This is a genomic window from Oleiharenicola sp. Vm1, from assembly GCF_047777955.1.
Classification (GTDB): Bacteria; Verrucomicrobiota; Verrucomicrobiia; order Opitutales; family Opitutaceae; genus Didemnitutus.
Window position 1 is genome coordinate 4,361,996 of record NZ_CP180537.1, and the last position, 17,889, is coordinate 4,379,884.

The 17,889-nt window shown below is 70.7% G+C and carries 17 protein-coding genes; 13 read left to right on the forward strand and 4 right to left on the reverse strand.

What is annotated here, in order from left to right:
- The first annotated feature begins 80 nt into the window (after positions 1-80).
- The gene (locus ACMYLB_RS20820; RefSeq protein WP_415908862.1) at positions 81-905 is read left to right on the forward strand and encodes an arylamine N-acetyltransferase family protein; all 825 of its coding nucleotides are present in this window, start codon (positions 81-83) and stop codon (positions 903-905) included.
- 6 nt (positions 906-911) lie between these two features.
- Here the strand turns inward: ACMYLB_RS20820 and ACMYLB_RS20825 are convergent, their stop codons facing one another.
- The 3 genes from ACMYLB_RS20825 to ACMYLB_RS20835 all read right to left on the reverse strand — a co-directional run bounded on the left by ACMYLB_RS20825 (position 912) and on the right by ACMYLB_RS20835 (position 4,409).
- The gene (locus ACMYLB_RS20825) at positions 912-1,064 is read right to left on the reverse strand and encodes a hypothetical protein (RefSeq protein WP_415908863.1); all 153 of its coding nucleotides are present in this window, start codon (positions 1,062-1,064) and stop codon (positions 912-914) included.
- An 80-nt stretch (positions 1,065-1,144) separates the two neighbouring features.
- Positions 1,145-1,591 (reverse strand): DUF5069 domain-containing protein, encoded by a 447-nt coding sequence (locus ACMYLB_RS20830; protein ID WP_415908864.1) that lies wholly within the window; start codon positions 1,589-1,591, stop codon positions 1,145-1,147.
- Positions 1,592-1,772: 181 nt separating this feature from the next.
- Positions 1,773-4,409, reverse strand: coding sequence for a TonB-dependent receptor plug domain-containing protein (locus tag ACMYLB_RS20835; RefSeq protein WP_415908865.1), 2,637 nt, complete (start codon positions 4,407-4,409; stop codon positions 1,773-1,775).
- Positions 4,410-4,665: 256 nt separating this feature from the next.
- On the opposite strand from ACMYLB_RS20835, the gene ACMYLB_RS20840 reads away from it, so the two are divergent.
- The 12 genes from ACMYLB_RS20840 to ACMYLB_RS20895 all read left to right on the forward strand — a co-directional run bounded on the left by ACMYLB_RS20840 (position 4,666) and on the right by ACMYLB_RS20895 (position 15,421).
- On the forward strand, positions 4,666-4,875 hold the full coding sequence (locus ACMYLB_RS20840; RefSeq protein WP_415908866.1) for a hypothetical protein: 210 nt from the start codon (positions 4,666-4,668) through the stop codon (positions 4,873-4,875).
- On the forward strand, positions 4,872-6,437 hold the full coding sequence (gene ggt, locus ACMYLB_RS20845; RefSeq protein WP_415911124.1) for a gamma-glutamyltransferase: 1,566 nt from the start codon (positions 4,872-4,874) through the stop codon (positions 6,435-6,437). Before ACMYLB_RS20840 ends, ggt begins: the two co-directional genes overlap by 4 nt.
- A 102-nt stretch (positions 6,438-6,539) precedes the next feature.
- Complete coding sequence (locus ACMYLB_RS20850) at positions 6,540-7,484, forward strand: helix-turn-helix domain-containing protein (RefSeq protein ID WP_415908867.1); 945 nt, start codon at positions 6,540-6,542, stop codon at positions 7,482-7,484.
- A 98-nt stretch (positions 7,485-7,582) separates the two neighbouring features.
- Positions 7,583-8,389 carry an oxidoreductase gene (locus ACMYLB_RS20855; RefSeq protein ID WP_415911125.1) on the forward strand — a complete coding sequence of 269 codons (807 nt, stop codon included), beginning with the start codon at positions 7,583-7,585 and terminating at the stop codon, positions 8,387-8,389.
- Positions 8,390-8,539: 150 nt separating this feature from the next.
- On the forward strand, positions 8,540-8,893 hold the full coding sequence (locus ACMYLB_RS20860; RefSeq protein ID WP_415908868.1) for a DUF6428 family protein: 354 nt from the start codon (positions 8,540-8,542) through the stop codon (positions 8,891-8,893).
- Entirely contained in the window at positions 8,890-9,072 is a 183-nt protein-coding gene (locus tag ACMYLB_RS20865; protein WP_415908869.1) for a hypothetical protein, read from the forward strand. Before ACMYLB_RS20860 ends, ACMYLB_RS20865 begins: the two co-directional genes overlap by 4 nt.
- A gap of 61 nt (positions 9,073-9,133) precedes the next feature.
- Positions 9,134-9,622, forward strand: a complete 489-nt coding sequence (locus ACMYLB_RS20870) for a MarR family winged helix-turn-helix transcriptional regulator (protein WP_415908870.1) — start codon at positions 9,134-9,136, stop codon at positions 9,620-9,622.
- A 76-nt stretch (positions 9,623-9,698) separates the two neighbouring features.
- Entirely contained in the window at positions 9,699-10,751 is a 1,053-nt protein-coding gene (locus ACMYLB_RS20875; RefSeq protein ID WP_415911126.1) for a trans-sulfuration enzyme family protein, read from the forward strand.
- 317 nt (positions 10,752-11,068) lie between these two features.
- Entirely contained in the window at positions 11,069-11,329 is a 261-nt protein-coding gene (locus ACMYLB_RS20880) for a hypothetical protein (RefSeq protein WP_415908871.1), read from the forward strand.
- A gap of 4 nt (positions 11,330-11,333) precedes the next feature.
- Entirely contained in the window at positions 11,334-12,251 is a 918-nt protein-coding gene (locus ACMYLB_RS20885; protein WP_415908872.1) for an ABC transporter ATP-binding protein, read from the forward strand.
- Positions 12,248-13,936: a hypothetical protein gene (locus ACMYLB_RS20890; RefSeq protein WP_415908873.1), complete on the forward strand. Its 1,689-nt coding sequence runs from the start codon at positions 12,248-12,250 to the stop codon at positions 13,934-13,936. The genes ACMYLB_RS20885 and ACMYLB_RS20890 overlap by 4 nt, the downstream gene beginning before the upstream one ends.
- A gap of 66 nt (positions 13,937-14,002) precedes the next feature.
- Entirely contained in the window at positions 14,003-15,421 is a 1,419-nt protein-coding gene (locus ACMYLB_RS20895; protein ID WP_415908874.1) for a C45 family autoproteolytic acyltransferase/hydolase, read from the forward strand.
- A gap of 24 nt (positions 15,422-15,445) precedes the next feature.
- Here ACMYLB_RS20895 and ACMYLB_RS20900 read toward each other — a convergent pair whose 3' ends face one another.
- The gene (locus ACMYLB_RS20900; protein ID WP_415908875.1) at positions 15,446-17,866 is read right to left on the reverse strand and encodes an ABC transporter permease; all 2,421 of its coding nucleotides are present in this window, start codon (positions 17,864-17,866) and stop codon (positions 15,446-15,448) included.
- Between the last annotated feature and the right edge of the window lie 23 nt (positions 17,867-17,889).

Sequence of the window (17,889 nt, forward strand, 5' to 3'; positions counted from 1 at the left end):
CGACGGGCCCTCACAGTTCCCCGCCGAAATTTCGCCGAACGGCCACTGGCGCGGGCGGACCGCGCTGCTAGACTGGCGGCATGTCCACGCCCGCCGGATTCGACCTCGCCGCCTACCTCGCCCGCATCGGCTACACCGGCGCGCGCACGCCCACGCTCGACACGCTCCACGCCGTCACGTGGCACCAGGCGACCACGATCCCGTTCGAGAACCTCGACGTCCTGCTCGGCCGCCCCGTGGCGCTGGCCCCGGAGGCGATCGCGGCCAAGCTCGTGCAGGCGCGGCGCGGCGGCTACTGCTTCGAGCAAAACAACCTGCTGCTGCTCGCGCTGCGGGCGCTCGGCTTCCACGTCACCCCGATCGGCGCGCGCGTGCGCTGGCAGCAGCCGCGCGACTTCGTGCCGCCGCGCACGCACCTGTTCCTCCGCGTGCATTTCGCGCGCGGCGACTGGCTGACCGACTGCGGCCTCGGCGCCGCCTCGCTCACCGGCGCCATCCCGCTGGAGTTCGACCGCGAGCTCCCGACGCCGCACGAGCCGCGCCGCCTGACCAACGAGGGCGGCCGGCTGTTCCACCAGATGAAGATGGGCGACACCTGGGCGGACCTCTGCGAGTTCACCCTCGACGAGCTCCACCCGATCGACTGCGAGGTGGCGAACTGGTGGACGAGCGCCAATCCCGCCTCGCGGTTCAAGCAGGACGTCGCCATCGGCCTCGCGCTGCGCGACGGCACCCGCAAGGCGATCCGCGGCGGCACCTTCACGCACCGGCGCGGCGCGGAAATCCTGCACCAGCGCGCGATCGAGAGCGCGAACGAGCTCCTGGCCTTGCTCGACGAGCACTTCGGCCTCCGCTTCCCCGCCGACACGCGCTTCGGCCCCGCCGGTGCGCCGTGGGCGCAGTGAGGCGCGTCACTCGCGCTGCACGCTGATCGTGCAGGCCAGTCCGTCCGGCTGCACGGTCACCACCACCATGCGGGCGCCCTCGTCGAGCAGTTGCTGCACGAAGGTCCCCACCTTTTCGAGGGCGATGTTTTCGTGGCGTTCGAGGAGCAGGCTGACCATGCCCTCAAGTTAGCCGGGAAATCTCCGGACAGTAGGCCCGAAAACCACCTAGATTCAGGTGGTGCAAAACGGCGCTCGGCTCAGGTGCGCGGGGGCGACGGTGAGCGTCCTTCGCTGTGTTCGATGAGGTCGAATGCCGTCACCGCGGGCAGGTCCTCGCCGCCGGCCTCCCGTTTCAATCCCTGCAAGTAGGCGCTGGCCCGGTCGTTCCAGCCGTATTTTCGCGCGTGCTCGTTCCAGACCATCGTCTGCGTGCGGTTCGGCCGGAGTCCGCGCGCGAAGACCCATTCGGCGATCTCGGCGTCCGAGCCGCCCTCCTTCACGCGGGCCTCGACCTCCTCGAATTTCACGTTCAGGAAACCGCAGAGCTGTCCGTCGAGGCCGACCGAGAGCCCGTAATTGCGATGGAAGTCCTCCGGCAGCTGCCCGGCGAGCATCAGGCGGATCTTGTCGAGCATGCGGCCGAAGTGGTGCAGGCCGCCGACGCTCTTGTCGTAGGGACTGCGCAAACCGGGCACGTGGGGCATGGGGCGAGTGAACCGCCGGGGCGAACGGCGGCGACGCGAAAATCATTCCCCGGGCGGTGGGCCTCAGCTACGGCCGCGCGCGGGGCGGCTGACGCGGCGGCCTGACTCGCGGCGCCCGGAATGAAAAAGGCGCGGACCGGAGTCCGCGCCTCGAAGTTGTCGGAGTCGGCGGCGGGCCGGCTCAGAAGCGGAACGCGACCTTGCCGTAGTAGGTCACGCCGTTGAAGCCGAAGGGCGAGATGCCGCTGTAGGGGAAGATGCCGACGTTGTCGGAGCCGTTGAACACGGTGCCGTTTACGATGCGGGAGCGGATGTTCTCGTCCGGGTAGACATCGAGCAGGTTGTTCGCGCCGACGGAGACGGTGATGTTCTTCGTGACCTTGTAGCTGACGTCGAGGTCGGTGAGCCACTTCGCGCCGAAGGTCTGGATGATCTGCTGGTTCGTCGTGGTGCCGCCGACGCTGCCGGGGACGGCCGGGCGGAGCTCGACGTCGTAGCCGGGCGTGAGCGCGTCGATCTGGGCCTGCGTCGCGCTGCTGAAGGCGACGGCCGAGACCTTGCCGAAGCGCGTCTCGCGCACGAGCACGGACCACTTCTTGTAGTCCCAGACGAGGGAGGTGTTGAAGCCGTCGCGCGGCTGGCCGCGCTCGAGGCGGATGGTCTCGGTGAGATCGAAGAGCGGCGTGGTCGTGATCGCGGCGAGCGTCGCGTTGGCCGACTTGATCTTCGTGGCCTTGGTCTGGTTGTTGTTGTAGGCGGCGGTGAGCGTGAACTTGCCGAGGTCGGTCGTCTTGATCGTGTAGCGGCCGGAGATGTCGAAGCCCTTGGTGGTGGTGTCGACGGCGTTGGTGAAGTAGCGGCCGCCGCCGATGCCGGTGATGCCCTGGGTGGCGAGGAGGTTGATCACGGCGGTGCCGGTGAAGTTCGAGGAGAGAACGATGCGGTCCTTGATGTCGATGTGGTAGTAGTCGACGGTGAAGGAGAGCTCGTCGCTCGGGTTCCAGGTGCCGCCGAGGGAGTAGCTGGTGGACTTCTCGGGCGTGAGCGCGGTGGCGCCGAGGGCCTTGGCCGCAGGCGCGCTGACGGGGAAGGTCAGGATGTCGAACGGCACGCCGCCGATGAAGTTGGTCGCCGTGGAGCTGAACCATTCCTGGGCGAGGTGGGGGGCGCGGAAGCCGGAGCTGACCGAGCCGCGGAGGGCGAAGCCGGCGGGAAGCTTCACGCGGGTGGCGAGCTTGGCCGTGGTGTTGCTGCCGAAGTCGCTGTAGTCCTCGAAGCGCGCGGCGGCGGAGACCAGCCACTTGTCGTTCACCTCCTGCTCGAGGTCGACGTAGACGGCCTTCGAGTCGCGCGAGTGCGTGCCGGCGTCGGAGGGCTTGAAGCCGGGGAACACCTGCGCGCCCACGGCCGCGAGGCCGCCGGCGCTCGGGCCGCCGATGATGGCCACGCCGCCGTTGCGGTAGGAGTCGGGCTCGCCCGCGGCGATGCTGTAGTCCTCCTGGCGGTATTCGAGGCCGCCGGCGACCTTGAGCGGGTTGGCGAAGCCAGTCTGGATCTGCGAGGTGACGTCGAAGTTGTTCGTCCACTGCTTGAACTTCAGCTGGCCGTCGTAGAACGACGTCGGGCTGCTGTTGCCGAGCGTGACGTTGGCGGACTCGGCCGTGCGGTAGTCGAGGGTGTTGTAGCCGTAGACCGAGCTGAGGTCCCAGTCGAAGCTGCCGGCCTTGCCCTTGGCGCCGCCGGCCCAGGAGGCGTCGAACACCTCGGTCTGGATGTAGGGCAGGAAGCCGTTCGGGTAGATGGCGCGGATCGTGCGGTCGTCACCGGCGCGGCGGAAGAAGCCGGCGCCGTTCGCGTGGCGGTTGCTGAAGCCGCCGAAGAAGTAGAGGTCGAGGCCGTCGCGCAGCGGGTAGTCGCCGTTGAACCAGGCGCCGTTCTCCTTGACCATCGGGTCGCCGAAGCGGTGGTTCAGGCGGTTGACGGTGGCCTCGCGCGGATCGAGCGTGCCGCTCGAGGCGGAGAGGCCGGTGCCGGAGCCGTAGTTGCCGGAGATGGCGGTGGCCGCGCCGGTGCTGGGGTTCGTGCCGAAGTATTGCTGGCGGGTGTCCGGCGCGATGCGGTTGGTCGGGTCCTTGTCGCGCGACCAGGCGTTGAGGAAGAGCGAGCCGTTGTCGCCGAGCTTGGTGCCGGCATAGGCGCTGATCTTGAAGTCCTTGCCGTCGCCTTCGCCGGTCTCGCCCCAGGAGACGTCGCCGCCCCAGCCCTGGTCCTTGCGGAGGATGACGTTGATGACGCCCGCGATCGCGTCGGAGCCGTATTGCGCGGACGCGCCGTCGCGCAGCACCTCGATGCGGCCGATGGCGCCGGCGGGGATGGCGTTGAAGTCGGTCGAGACGGAGCCGCGGCCGATGGAGCCGTTGAGGTTCACGAGCGAGCTGGTGTGGCGGCGCTTGCCGTTGAGCAGCAGCAGCACCTGGTCGGGCGCGAGGCCGCGCAGCGTGGCGGGACGGATGTGGTCCGTGCCGTCGGTGAGCGACGGACGCGGGAAGTTGAACGACGGGATCTGCGCCTGCAGCATCTGCGCCGTCTCGGTGTAGCCGCCCTTCTCGAGCTCGGCGCCGCTGACGACGTCGATCGGCACCGGCGACTCGGTGACGGTGCGGTTGTTGAAGCGCGAGCCAGTGGCGACGAAGGTCTCGAGCTTCACGACCTTCTCGTCGGACTTGGGGGCATCGGCGGCGGGCGCCGCGTTGGTCTGGGCAAAGGCGGCCGAGGTGAGGCCGCCGACGGTGAGGGCAATTGCGGCGAACGCGCGCAATTGGCGAAGGCTAGCGCTCACGCCAGCCCCGCAGGGGGTCAGTTCTTGGTTCATAGGTTGGCTAGGCAAAAGGGGTCGGGGTAACCAGTGCCTAAGTGTGGTTCGTGCAACCGGGACCCTAGTCATAACGGATCATCCGACAAGCCATTAGCGGGCCAACTCGACCGCAGAGCGGGGGCAATTTTTCGCCGGCGGCGTGCGGGCCCGCGCGGAAGTTGCGCTTGAGAGAAGGCCGCTTCCGGCAAGAGTGCGCCCCATGCCTACCCTCTCCCGCCTGTTCGCCGGCGTGCTGGCGCTCGCCCTCGTCCTGGTCAGCGCTCCACGCAGCCTCGCGCAGCGTCCCGCCGTCGAGGCGCCGCACGGCCTCGTCACCTCGGCCCACGAGCTCGCGTCGCGGGCCGGCGTCGAGATTCTCCAAAGGGCGGCAACGCCGTCGACGCCGCCGTCGCCACCGGCCTCGCGCTGACCGTCGTCTACCCCTTCGCCGGCAACATCGGCGGCGGCGGTTTCATGGTCATCCACCTCGCCGCGGCCGACGGCCAGCCCGCGCGCGACCTCGTCATCGACTACCGCGAGACCGCACCCGCCGCGGCCTCGCGCGACATGTATGTCGGCCCCGACGGCAAGGTCCTCAAGGGCGACGGCTCCTCCACCGTCGGCTGGAAGGCCTCCGGCGTGCCCGGCTCCGTCGCCGGCTTCGCCCTCGCGATGGAAAAATACGGCTCGCACCGGGTCACCTGGGCCGAAGTCTGCGAGCCCGCGCGCCGCCTCGCCGCCGAGGGCCACCGCGTTTCCCAGACCACCGCGCACGGCCTCCGCGAATGGGGCCCGCGCCTGCTGGCGCAGTTCCCCGAGTCGAAGAAAATCTACCTCAAGGACGGCGCGTTCTGGAACGCCGGCGAACTCTGGGTCCAGGCCGACCTCGGCGCGACCTTCGCCCGCCTGCAAAAGTTCGGCCCGCGCGAATTCTACGAGGGCGAGACCGCGAAACGCATCGCCGCCGCGATGGCGCAACACGGCGGCACGATCACGCTCGACGATCTCCGCGCCTACCGGCCGGCCGAACGCACGCCGCTCCGCGGCCACTACCGCGGCTACGAGATCGTCACCATGCCGCCGCCGAGCTCCGGCGGCATCGCCCTGCTCCAGATGCTGATGATGCTCGAGCCCTACGACGTCGGCGCGCTCGGCTACAACTCCGCGGCCAAATACCACCTCTTCGCCGAGGTCATGAAACGCGCCTTCCGCGACCGCGCCGAATACCTCGGCGACCCCGACTTCGTCCGCGTGCCGGTCGAGAAACTCCTCGATCCCGCCTACGTCGCCGGCCGCATGAAGGACTTCTCGCCCGACCGCGCCACGCCCGCCAGCGCCGTGCAGCCGGGCCTCGGCAAGTTCGATCCCGCCAACCTCCGCCACGCCGAGAAGATGGAGACCACGCACTTCTCCGTCGTCGACGCCGCCGGCAACGCCGTCTCCAACACCTACACCCTCAACGGCGCCTACGGCTCCGGCGTGACCATCCCCGGCACCGGCATCCTCATGAACAACGAAATGGACGACTTCACCTCGCAGGTCGGCACGCCGAACATGTTCGGCCTCATCCAGGGCGAGGCCAACGCCATCGTCCCGGGCAAGCGCCCGCTCTCGTCCATGACGCCCACCCTCGTCACGAAAGACGGCAAGCTCGTCCTCGTCACCGGCAGCCCCGGCGGCCCGACCATCATCAACACCGTCCTCCAGATCATCACCAACGTCATCGACCACAAGATGCCCGTCATGCAGGCCGTCGAAGCCCCGCGCATCCACAACCAGTGGCTGCCCGACGTCGTCACCTTCGAGCGCTTCGGCCTGAGCCCCGACACCGCCGCCCTCCTCCGCGCCAAGGGCCACACCCTGCCCGAACGCAAGTCCTACGAGGGCGCCTACCAGGGCGACGGCGAAACCATCTGGATCGACCCCGCCACCGGCCTCCGCCACGGCGCCGCCGACCCGCGCAAGGGCGACGCCACCGCCATCGGCTACTGAGCCGGGCTCGTCCGCCCGTCCCGCCTGCCGGCGCCGCCCCCGCGGCGCCGTTTGGCTTTTCGCCGGTTGCCTCGCCGCCGCGTTTGCGCGCGAATGCCGGCGATGCCCGCGCCGACCGTCACGTTCCGCCCGCTGCCGCTGCCCGAGTTCCACCTCCTGCGCCGCCCCGAGGCCGACGGCGCGCACAAGGCCGCCGCCGCGTCGGACGCCGGTGCCGCCGACCGCGCCACGGGCTTCTACCTCGAGCGCACCGAGGAAGCCGTCGCGGCCTTCGGCACCGGCATCGCGCCGACGCGCTTCCAGTTCTACTTCATCGGCGTCGTCGAGAAATCCTCCGCCACCTGCACGACCGGCCTGGCGTCGTTTCCGGTCGGCCCGCGCACGGCGTTCTTCGTGCCGCCCGGGCAGATTCACTCCAGCCGCGGCTGGACGACGCGCGACCGCGGCTTCGCGCTGAGCTTCTCCGACGCGTTCTTCTCGGAAAACCTCGCCGACAAGCGCCGCCTCGCCCAGTCCCCGCTCTTCCGCTGGGAACGCCCGCCCTTCCTCGCCCTCACCCCGGCCGAGCACGCCGAGACGCGCACGCTGCTCGCCGCGCTCGCCACCGAGTGGACCGCCCGCCGCGCCGCCAACGCCGCCCTGCTGCGCGCGCTCCTGCACGCCGTCGTCGCCCGCCTCGAAGCCGCCGCGCTGCGCGCGCAGCCGGCCAGGCTCGAGCTCGACGCCAACGCCCGCCTGCACGAGCGCTTCCGGGAAAAGCTCGAGCGCGACTTCCGCCGCGAGAAAAGCCCCGCCGCCTACGCCGCCGCGCTCGGCGTGCACCCGAATCATTTCGCCACCGCGATCCGCGCCGCGTCGGGTCTGCCGCCGGGCGACTGGATCCGCGCGCGCCTCGTGCTCGAGGCGCAATGCCTCCTCGCCGCCTCCACCCAGGGCGTGAAGCAGATCGCCGCCGAGCTCGGCTATGACGACGAGGCCTACTTCAGCCGCCTCTTCAAGAAGGCCGTCGGGGTCTCGCCGCGCGACTACCAGCGGGGCGCGGCCTGAGAAAAATCCAAGACGCCCTGAGCGGCGTCCATTCCGCGCCGGGCGCGGACGCGGTAGAGTGACGCCATGTCCTCCCCGCCTCCTCTCCCGTCTGGTTCATCACCGGCGCCTCGTCCGGTTTCGGCCGCGCCTTCGCGCAGCACGCCCTCGACCGCGGCTACCGCGTCGTCGCCACCGCCCGCCACGTCGCCAAGCTCGCCGATCTCGCCGCCGCCGCGCCCGATCGCGTGCTCCTCCAGCCGCTCGACGTCACCGTGCCTGCCCAGGCCGAAGCCGCCGTCGCCGCGGCGCTCGCGCGCTTCGGCCGCATCGACGTGCTGTTCAACAACGCCGGCTATGGCATCGTCGGCGCCGTCGAGGAGACGCCCGACGCCGAGCTGCGCGCGCAGATGGAGACCAATTTCTTCGGCGCCGTGAACGTCACCCGGGCCGCGCTGCCCGCACTGCGCCGCCAGCGCTCCGGCGCCATCGTCAACGTCTCCAGCATGGGCGGCCAGATGAGCTTCGGCGGCTTCGGCGCCTACTCCGCCTCCAAGTTCGCTCTCGAGGGCCTCTCCGAGGCGCTGGCGCAGGAACTCGCGCCCTTCGGCCTCAAGGTGCTCATCGTCGAGCCGGGCGCGTTCCGCACTTCGTTCGCCGCCGACGCGCTCAAGCACATGCCGATGCTCGACGCCTACCGCGACATCGTCGGCGGCACGCGCGCGTTCGCCCACGGCATGCACGGCACGCAGGCCGGCAACCCCGCCCAGGTCCCGGCCGCCGTCGAGCTCGCCCTCGCCGCCCCCACGACGCCGCTCCGCCTCCAGCTCGGCGCCGACGCCGTCGACGCCGTGCGCGCCCACGCGGAGCGGCTGCTCCAGGACCTCGCCGCCTGGGAGCAGGTCGGCCGCGACACCGCCTTCTGAGCCGTGCCCTACACGCGCCTCGAACTCGACCGGCCCGCCGCCGCCCCTCTCCGCCGGCAGCCGCGGCCGGAGCGCCCGGCCCGGAAGGTGCGGCGGGCCGATAAAGTTGCTATTGACAACGATCATCTTTTGGTTGCTTGTAGCAACTACATGAAAACCTCCGCCTTCCTCTCCGCCCTCCGCGCCCACGTCGCGCTGCCCGTCGTCTTCCGTGCCGGCGCGGCCGTCATTCCCTCCTCCTACCACCTCACCGAGGTGAAGCGCGTCGCCTACGAGACGATGGACTGCGGCGCGATGACGCACCGCTGGTCCGAGACCCAGTTCGAGCTCTGGGTCCCGCCCTCGCCGCCGCCGAGCCCGGCCGCGGGCACCTGCCGGCCGGGAAGTTCCTCGCCATCCTCGAGCGCGTCGAAAAGGAGCTGCCGCTCGACGGCGACGTGCCCGCGCGCATCTTCGCCGCCCTCGGCGACGCGCCCGCCGCGCTCTACGACATTGCCGCCGTGACCGCCCGCGACGGACAGCTCCAGGTCGAGCTCACCGCCGACCGCACGCGCTGCAAGGCCGCCGAACGCCGCGCCGCGGCCGCCCCCGCCGTCGGCTGCTGCGGCACGACCAGCGACGACGCGGAGTCCGCCTGCTGCTCGGCCTCCGCCGGCCCGCGCGTCGCGGCCTGCTGCGGCTGAGCGCCCTCCCGCCTGCAAGCCGCGCTCGCCAAACCGCGGGCGCGGCTTCACCTTGTCCGCCATGCCGCGCGTGCCCGTCCAGACCGCCCAGAACGCCGACGCCCTCCTCCGGGAGGTCGTCCGCCTCTTCCTTCAGGCGCAGCGGACGATGACCGATTGCTGCTCGGACGCCACGGCCAAGGAGTGCCAGGCGCTCCTCCTCGTTGCGGGCGCGGACTCGCCGCTCACCGTCCAGGAATTCGCCGCCCGGATGGGTTTGGAGAAAACCTGGGCCAGCCGCCTCATCGCCCGCCTCGAAAAGCGCGGCCTCGTCACGCGCGTCGATCACCCTGACGACGGCCGCAGCTGGCTGATCGAGCTCACCGCCAAGGGTCGCAAGGAGCACGCCGCGCTCGAATACACCCTCAACCAACACGCCGTGAATCTCCTCGGCTGCGTGCCCGCCGCCGAACGCGCCAACGTCGAGCGCGCGCTCGGCCACCTGCGCGACGCGCTCGCGCGCTGCCTCGTGGAGTGCGCGCCGACCAATTCCCGAAAGCCCCAATGTTGAACTCATCGCATCCCGAGACCCTCGCCGTCCACGCCGGCCGCGCCCCGATCCCGCCACCGGCGCGGTCACGCCCAACCTGGTCCTCAGCTCCACCTTCGCCCGCGACGCCCAGGGCCAGCTCCTCGGCGGCCATATCTACTCGCGCACGTCGAACCCGAACCGCGCCGCCGTCGAAACCGCCCTCGCCACGCTGGAAGGCGGCGCGCACGGCCTCGCCTTCGCGTCCGGCCAGGCGGCGTCGGCCGCGATCTTCGCCGCGCTCGCCCCCGGCGACCGCGTCGTGCTGCCCGACGACCTTTACCACGGCACGCGCTACCTCGCGACGAACGAGTTCGCCCGCTGGGGCCTGGTGGCGGAATTCGTCGACCCCAGCGACCTCGCCGCCGTGCAGGCCGCCCTGCAAAAGCCCGCGCGCCTCGTCTGGCTCGAGACGCCGTCGAACCCGCGCCTGAAGATCTCCGACCTCGCCGCCGTGGCCCAGCTCGCCCGCGCCGCCGGCGCGCTGGTCGTGGCCGACAACACCTGGGCCACGCCCGTCCTCACCCGGCCGCTCGCGCTCGGCGCGCACGTCGTCCTCCACTCCACCACGAAATACCTCGGCGGCCACAGCGACCTGCTCGGCGGCGCCCTCGTGCTCGGCGCCGACGCGCCCGCGGACTTCCTCGCCCGCCTGCGCTCGTGGCAGAACCTCGCCGGCGCCGTGCCCGCGCCCTTCGATTGCTGGCTGCTGCTGCGCAGCCTCAGCACGCTGCCGCTGCGCGTGCGCGCCCAGTCCGCCACCGCCGCCGAGCTCGCCGCCTGGCTCGCCGGTCACCCGAAAATTGAGCGCGTCTACTACCCCGGCCTCGCCTCGCACCCGCACCACCTCGTCGCCGCCCAGCAGATGAGCGCCTTCGGCGGCATGCTGTCGTTCGAAGTTCGCGGCGGCCACGACGCCGCCAAGGCCGTCGCCTGCCGCGTGCAGCTCATCACGCAAGCCACCTCGCTCGGCGGCGTCGAGAGCCTGATCGAGCACCGCCGCCCCGTCGAGGGCCCCGCCTCGGTCACGCCGCCCGGCCTCCTCCGCTTTTCCGTCGGCCTCGAGCACGTCGCCGACCTCCGCGCCGACCTCGCCCAGGCGCTGGGCTAAGCAGGTGAATCGAGCGTAATACGCTCGATTCATCCGCCCCACTCCCGTCGCCATCCGACCGCCAAACGGGCGCCCCGCCTCGGGCCCCGCCGGCGACGCGGGACCGCACCCACACCTGGCACCGGGGCCGGCTGGACTCTCGCCGCGTTACAAACGCCCCGCTTGTCACGCTTCTAGGTGTTCTAGTAACCCTAGAACACCGTGCTGCCCTTCTCCGTCGAATTCCGTCCCGGCGCGCCCGCCTCCGAGCAGGTGATCTACGCCGTGAAGAAGGCGCTGGTCACCGGCCAGCTCGCCGCCGGCGACCGGTTTCCTCCGTGCGCGTGCTCAGCCAGGAGCTGCGCATCAACCCCAACACCGCGCACAAGATCGTGGCCGCCCTCACCGCCGACGGCATCCTCGCCGTCCAGCCCGGCATCGGCACCATCATCGCCGCGCCGGGCGGCGGCTCGGCCGGCGACCGCACCGCCCTGCTCAACGACGAGCTCGAACGCCTCATCGTCGAGGCCCGCCGCCTGGGCGTGAACGAGGACCAGGTGCTCGCGGCCGTCCGCCGGCACTGGCGCAAGCTTTCCTGAATCCATGAACGCCATCGAATGCGAGGAACTCACGCGACGGTTCGGCCGCACCGTCGCCCTCGACCGCCTGACGCTCGCCGTCCCTGCCGGCAGCATCTTCGCCCTGCTCGGCCCGAACGGCGCCGGCAAGAGCACGACCCTCAAGCTCCTTCTCGGCCTGCTCCGTCCGACCGCCGGCCGCTGCCGCGTCCTCGGCCGCGACAGCACCGCGCTGCGCCCGGCCGACTTCGAGCGCATCGGCTACGTCACCGAGGAGCAGCTCCTGCCCGACTGGATGACCACCGCGCAGCTCCTCGCGTTCTGCCGCCCGCTCTACCCGCAGTGGGACGACGCGCTCGCCGCCCGCCTGCTGAAGCTCTTCGCGCTCCCCGGCGACCGCCCGCTGAAAAAACTCTCCCGCGGCATGCGCATGAAGGCCGCGCTGCTCTCCTCCCTCGCCTACCGCCCCGAGCTGCTCGTGCTCGACGAGCCGTTCAGCGGCCTCGACCCGCTCACCCGCGACGAGTTCGTCCAGGGCCTGCTCGAGCTCCCGGGCGACGACCGGCCGCGCACCGTGATCGTCTGCACCCACGACATCGACGACGTCGAGCGGCTCGCCGACCGCGTCGGCTTCCTCACCGATTCCCACCTGCTGCTCAACGAGCCCGCCGACGAGCTCCGCACCCGCTTCCGCCGCGTCGAACTCGTCGGCGAGGGCGTCGCCGACCAGGTCGCGAATCACGCCTCGCCCGACTGGCTCGCCCTGGAAAAACCCGCCGCGCACACCGCGCGCTTTGTGCATCGCGCCTTCGACGGCGTGCGCACGCCGCCGGAGCTCGCCGCGCAATTCCCCGGCGCCCGCGTCGATTTCCGTCCACTCACGCTGCGCGAGATCTTCCTCGTCCTCGCCCGCCAAGCCCGCACCGCGCAGGAGGCCGCATGAAACAGATCCTGCACCTCGCCCGGAAGGATCTCACGCGGCACTGGCTGGTCGCTCTGCTCGTGATCGCAGCGATCGTGTTCGACGCCTGCGACACCCTGTTCGGCTTCGCCAAGTTCCAATACGGCATCTTCGACCGAGATATCCTGATGGTGTTCATCAAGTGGCCGCTCGGTTTCCTGTTCGTGCTGGCGATCGCGCAGGAGGACGTGGTGGTCGGGGAAAAGTCGCTGTGGCTCACCCGGCCGGTGCACCCCTCGGCGCTGCTCGCCGCCAAGCTCCTCACCGCCACCGCGGTCATCGTCGGGCCGCAGGTGGGCGCCTACGCCATCGTGTGCGCCGCGCTCGGCTCCCCGGCCGCGGTCGTCGCGGCGGTGACGCTCGAGATTCTGGGCATCTCGCTGGCGCTGGTGCTCACGGCGCTGGTGGTGGCGTCGCTGACGCGCGGCGTCCTGCAGGCGTGCCTGCTGACGCTCGCCACGTTTCTCGCCGTGCTCGCGACCCTGCTGGCGCTGCGGAGTCTGTGGCCCGAATTCGACCAGCAGCGCGTCCTCTTCTCGCCCGTCAGCTCCGGGACGCGATTCGTCGCGGTCGTCGTCCTGCTCGCCCTCTCCCTGCCCGCCCTGCTCGTGCAGCACTACCACCGGAGAAACGCGCCGGTCACCGCCGCGCTCGCGGTAGCGGTGCTCGTGGCGACGTTCGTGATCGGCCGCGCCTTCCCGTGGGAAATCGTGCCCCCGCCGCACGGCGGCACCGCCGCGCCGATCCCCGAGGCCCCCACGCACACGAAAGTCACGTTCAGGCTCGGCGGCGACGCCTTTCTCGGCGGCACGGTGCGCCGCTACGACCCGGCGACGCGGGCACCGCGCAACCACGTCCTCGTCAGCGTGCCGGTGCAGGCCGATTTCGATCGCGCCGACCGATTCGCGGACGGGATCCGCACCGTGTCGACCGTGCGCTTCCGCGACGGCACGACGAAGGAATTCCCCGCGGTGGGCTACACCTATCTGGGCCACGACCAAACCTACCGCGCGCTGCTGACCGCGATCGGATTGCCGGCGCCCGCGGCCAAGACGGAGAAGCTGAAATCCAGTCCGCTCGCCCTGCTCAGCCTGGCGCCCGGGGAGAATCCGCTGCCGCCCGAAGCGCCGGTCGATATCACGGCCCGGGTGAGTTTCGTGGAGAACGAATTCTATCTCGCCCAGACGGCGCCGCTCTCGGCGCACGAATCGTTCAACCTGCTCGGTCGCGCCTTTCGGGTGGCCGACATCCGGCTCAGCCCCGAGGGCATCCTGACGCTGCAGCTGCGCAGCGTCGGCGTCACCAGCCTGCTTTATCCCGCGGCAACCGCCCGGCCGGACGGGCTGGGCGGTCCGAGCTCGTCCGGAACCGAGATCGGCCTGGTGCTGCGCAACCGGAAGCGGAACGAGTTCGCCTCCGGCGGCGTCACGTTCGTCCGGGACTCGGAAGCGCCGGGCATCTTCGGCGTGAGCCGTGCGATGTGCACGTTCACCTGGCGCCGCGGCGCGCAGATGTCCAAGCCCGCCGCCGGCCTGAGCCCGGAATGGCTCGCCGACGCGGAATTGATGGTGTTCCGCATCCGCCGTCTCGGCCTCACCGAGCAGACGATCGAACTGCACAACGTCTCGGTCGCACGCGAGGACCCGCTGCCGATCCGGTTGTGGTGACCCGGCCGGCATCGTCTTCACCGCTTTTCGTTCGCCAGCTCGCGCCCGCCGCGTAGCGTCCGCCGCATGTTGCCCCGTTTCCTCGCCACGCTCGCGGCGCTGACCCTCGCCGTCGTTTCCGTCTCCGCCGCCGAACTCACCGCCCAGCAAAAGGCCTGGCTCGCCAAGGCCCACCGGCACGAGAAGGCCGGCTGGATCTACCTCCACATCGAAGGCGAGCCGCGCGAACGCGGTTTCCAGCACGGCTACCTCCTCGCCCACGAGATCGCCGAGGGTCTCCGCGTCACCGCCGCGCAGTGGGAGCACGACAGCTCCTTCGACTGGACCTGGCTCAAGGAGCAGACCAACGGCTTCATCGCCGCCGGCGTCGACGCCGAGTGCCGCGAAGAGATGGAGGGCATCGCCGAGGGCATGAACGCCGCCGGCGTCGCCACCACCTACGCCGACATCCTCGCCTTCAACGCCTCCATCGAGACCACCGGCTACTGGTGGCCCGAGGTGGCCGGCAAGTTCTCCGGCAGCGCCACCGTCGTCACCGTGCCGAAGGAAATGTGCTCCTCCTTCATCGCCACCGGCCGGATGACCAAGGACGGCAAGATCGTCCTCGGGCACAACACCATGTCCGACTTCACGCTCGCGATCTACAACGTCGTCCTCGACCTCGTCCCCGCCAAGGGCCACCGCATCCTCATGCAGACGCAGGCCGGCTGGATCCACAGCGGCACGGACTTCTTCCTCACCGACGCCGGCCTGGTCGGCTCCGAGACCACCATCGGCAACTTCAAGGGCTTCTCCGAGAAGGGCACGCCCGAGTTCGTCCGCTTCCGCCGCGCCACGCAGGACGCCGGCTCGATCGACGAGTGGTGCGAGATCATGAAGCGCGGCAACAACGGCGGCTACGCCAACTCCTGGCTCATCGGCGACATCAAGACCAACGAGATCGCCCGCCTCGAGCTCGGCCTGAAATACGTCGGCTTCGAGCGCACCAAGGACGGCTACTACGTCGGCTCCAACATCGCCGAGAACCTGAAGATCCTCCGCCTCGAGACCGAGACGCACGACACCGACATCCGCACCTCGCCCGTCGCGCGCCGCGTCCGCTGGAAGCAGCTCATGAAGGCCAACGCCGGCTCGATCGACCTCGCGAAGGCGAAGGAGTTCGAGGCCGACTGCACCGACGTGTGCTTCGACACCACCGGCCGCCCCGCCGCCCTCGGCCTCAACGCCCGCGGCGACCTCGGCGCGCAGTTCGTCAACCCGCACCGCGAGCCCTTCAAGCCCGCCGGCACCTGCGACGCCAAGGTCGTCGACGCCACCATGGCCGCGCAGATGAAGTTCGCCGGCCGCTGGGGCTCGGCCGACGGCCTGGCGTTCGACGCCGACCAATTCCTCAGCGCGCACCCGCAATACGACTGGATGACCGGCCTGCTCAAGAGCCGCCCCAGCCAGCCCTGGGTCGAGTTCACCGCCGGCGAGCGGCCCTGAGCCGACGGCCCGCGATACTTTCCCTCACTCGTTGCGCAGCGCGACGACCGGGTTCACACGCAGCGCCCGCAGCGCCGGCACGAGCGTGGCGAACGTCCCGGCGAGGCCGAGCGCCAGCACCGTGCCGATGAACGTGCCGGGATCGCGCGGGCTGACCGCGTAGAGGAACCCCGCCATCAGCTGGCCGGCGAAGAACGACACGCCGAGCCCCAGCGCCAGGCCGAGGCCAATCTGCCCGCCGCTCTGGCGCAGCACGAGGCCGAGCACGTCGCGCGGCGTCGCGCCGAGCGCCACGCGCACGCCGATCTCCGACGTGCGCTGTGCGACCGAGTAGCTCATCACGCCGTAGAGGCCGACGCCGGCCAGCACGAGCGCCACGGCGCCGAAGACGCCGAAGATCCAGGCGATGATCCGCTTCGAGAACCGCGCCTCCTCGAGCATCTGGTCGAGCGTCTGTGCGAAATAGACCGGCAGGTCGTCGCTCAGGCTGCTCACCGTCTGGCGCAGCACCGGCGCGAGCGCGACGGCGTCCCCGCCGCGCGCCTTCGCCATCACGGTCATGCGCCGGACGTCAGCCGACTGCGTGAACGGCACGTAGGCCTGCGGTCCCGGCTGCGCGTTGAAGCGCCCCTCCATGATCGGAGTCACCACGCCAACGACCGTCAGCCAGTCCTCTTTCTCGCCCGGCTTCCCCGCGCCGAAGTGGAAGCGGCGCCCGAGCGGCTCCTGGTTCGGCCAGTATTTCTGCACGAACGCCGTGTTGACGATCGCCACCTGCTGCGACTGGGCGCTATCCGCGTCGGTGAAATCGCGCCCTTGCAACAGGCCGATGCCGAGCGTGGAGAAGAAATGCGGCGCGACGGCCTTGCAGCTCGAGGTGAGCGGCGGCTTGCCGGCGGCCTCCGGCGCGCGACCCTCGATCAGGATCGGCTGGCTGTTGTCCCAGGTCGGCTGCATGTCGCTGAGCGTAAAGTCCGCGATCTCCGGTCGCTCGCGCAGCCGCTCGATCAGGCGGGAGAAAAACTGCTTCTGCTTCGCCACGTCGTCATACTCGCGATCGAGCAGCGCCACGCGCCCCGAGTAGATCCCGGCCGAGGTGAAGCCCAGCGGCAGCGCCTGCGTCTGGATCACGCTGCGGATCGTCAGGCCGGAGAGCACCAGCAGCAGGCACGACAGCGCCACCTCGCCCACGATCATCAGGCGCGCGAAGCGCCCGACGCCCGCGCTGGTCGAGCCGCGCCCGGCGTCCTTGAGCACGGTGTTCAAGTCCGGCCGCGAGTGCCGCCACGCCGGATAGAGCCCGGCCAGCAGGCACGAGGCGCCGGCCAGCCCGGCGGCGTAGAGCAGCGCCGCGCCGTCGAGGTCGAAGTGCATCCAGTAGGGCGGATGCGCGTCCGCCACCGCGCGCCGGAAAACCTCCAGGCTGCCCGCCGCGATGACGCAGCCGAACGCGGCGCCGGCGCACGAGAGCAGCAGCGCCTCCGCCAGCAACAGGCGCACGACGCGCGCGCGGCCGGCGCCGAGCGCGGCGCGCACGGCGAGTTCCTTCTCGCGCACGGATGAGCGGGCGAGGAGCAGGTTGCCGACGTTGGCGCAGGCGATGAGCATCACGAGCAGCACGGCGCCGAGCATGACGCCGAAGAGCTGCCGGTCCTCCTCGCTGGAAAAGCGCTCGAAGAGCGTCTGCGCGCCGAAGGTGACGCCGCGGTTGGTGTCGCCGTGGTCCTTGGCCAGCTGGGCGCCGAACGCCGCGACCTCGGCGTGCGCCTGCGCCAGCGTCACCCCGGGCTTGAGGCGGCCGAAGATCGTCAGGCCGCGCTCGTCGCGCTTGTCCTTCAGGTGCAGGTCGCGCATCGGCACGAACGCGCCGGCGTCCTCCGGAAACCGGAAGCCCTCCGCCGCCACGCCCACGATCGTGGTCCACTCGCTGTTCACCTTGATCTGCCGCCCGACGATCGCGGGGTCGGCCTTGAAGCGGTTCGTCCACAGCGCATGGCTGAGCACGATCGTGCCCGGCGCGCCGGGCTGGTCGTCCTCGGCGGTGAACCACCGGCCGAGCGCGAGCGGCCCGGGCAGCATGGTCATGCCGCTGGCCGACGTCGCCGTGCCGGCGATGCGCTCGGGCTCGCCGCCGGGGCCGCTGAGCGTCGTGGTCCGGTCCTCCAGCGCCGCCACGTCCGCGAACGACCGCTGCCCGCGCCGGAAATCCTCGAACTCCGCCCACGACATGCCGAAGCGGTCGCGCGGCTGCGCCTCGTTGCGCCCGACTACCGCGACGATGCGCTCCTGCTCGGGAAACGGCAGCCCGCGCCAGAGGATGGCGTCGATGATGGAGAACATCGCCGTGTTGACGCCGATGCCGAGGCCGAGGGTGACGATGGCGACAACACAGAACAGCGGGCTCTTCGCGAGAGTCCGCAGGGAAAGGCGCAGGTCGGACAACATGGGTAACGTGGGTTGTCCGCCAA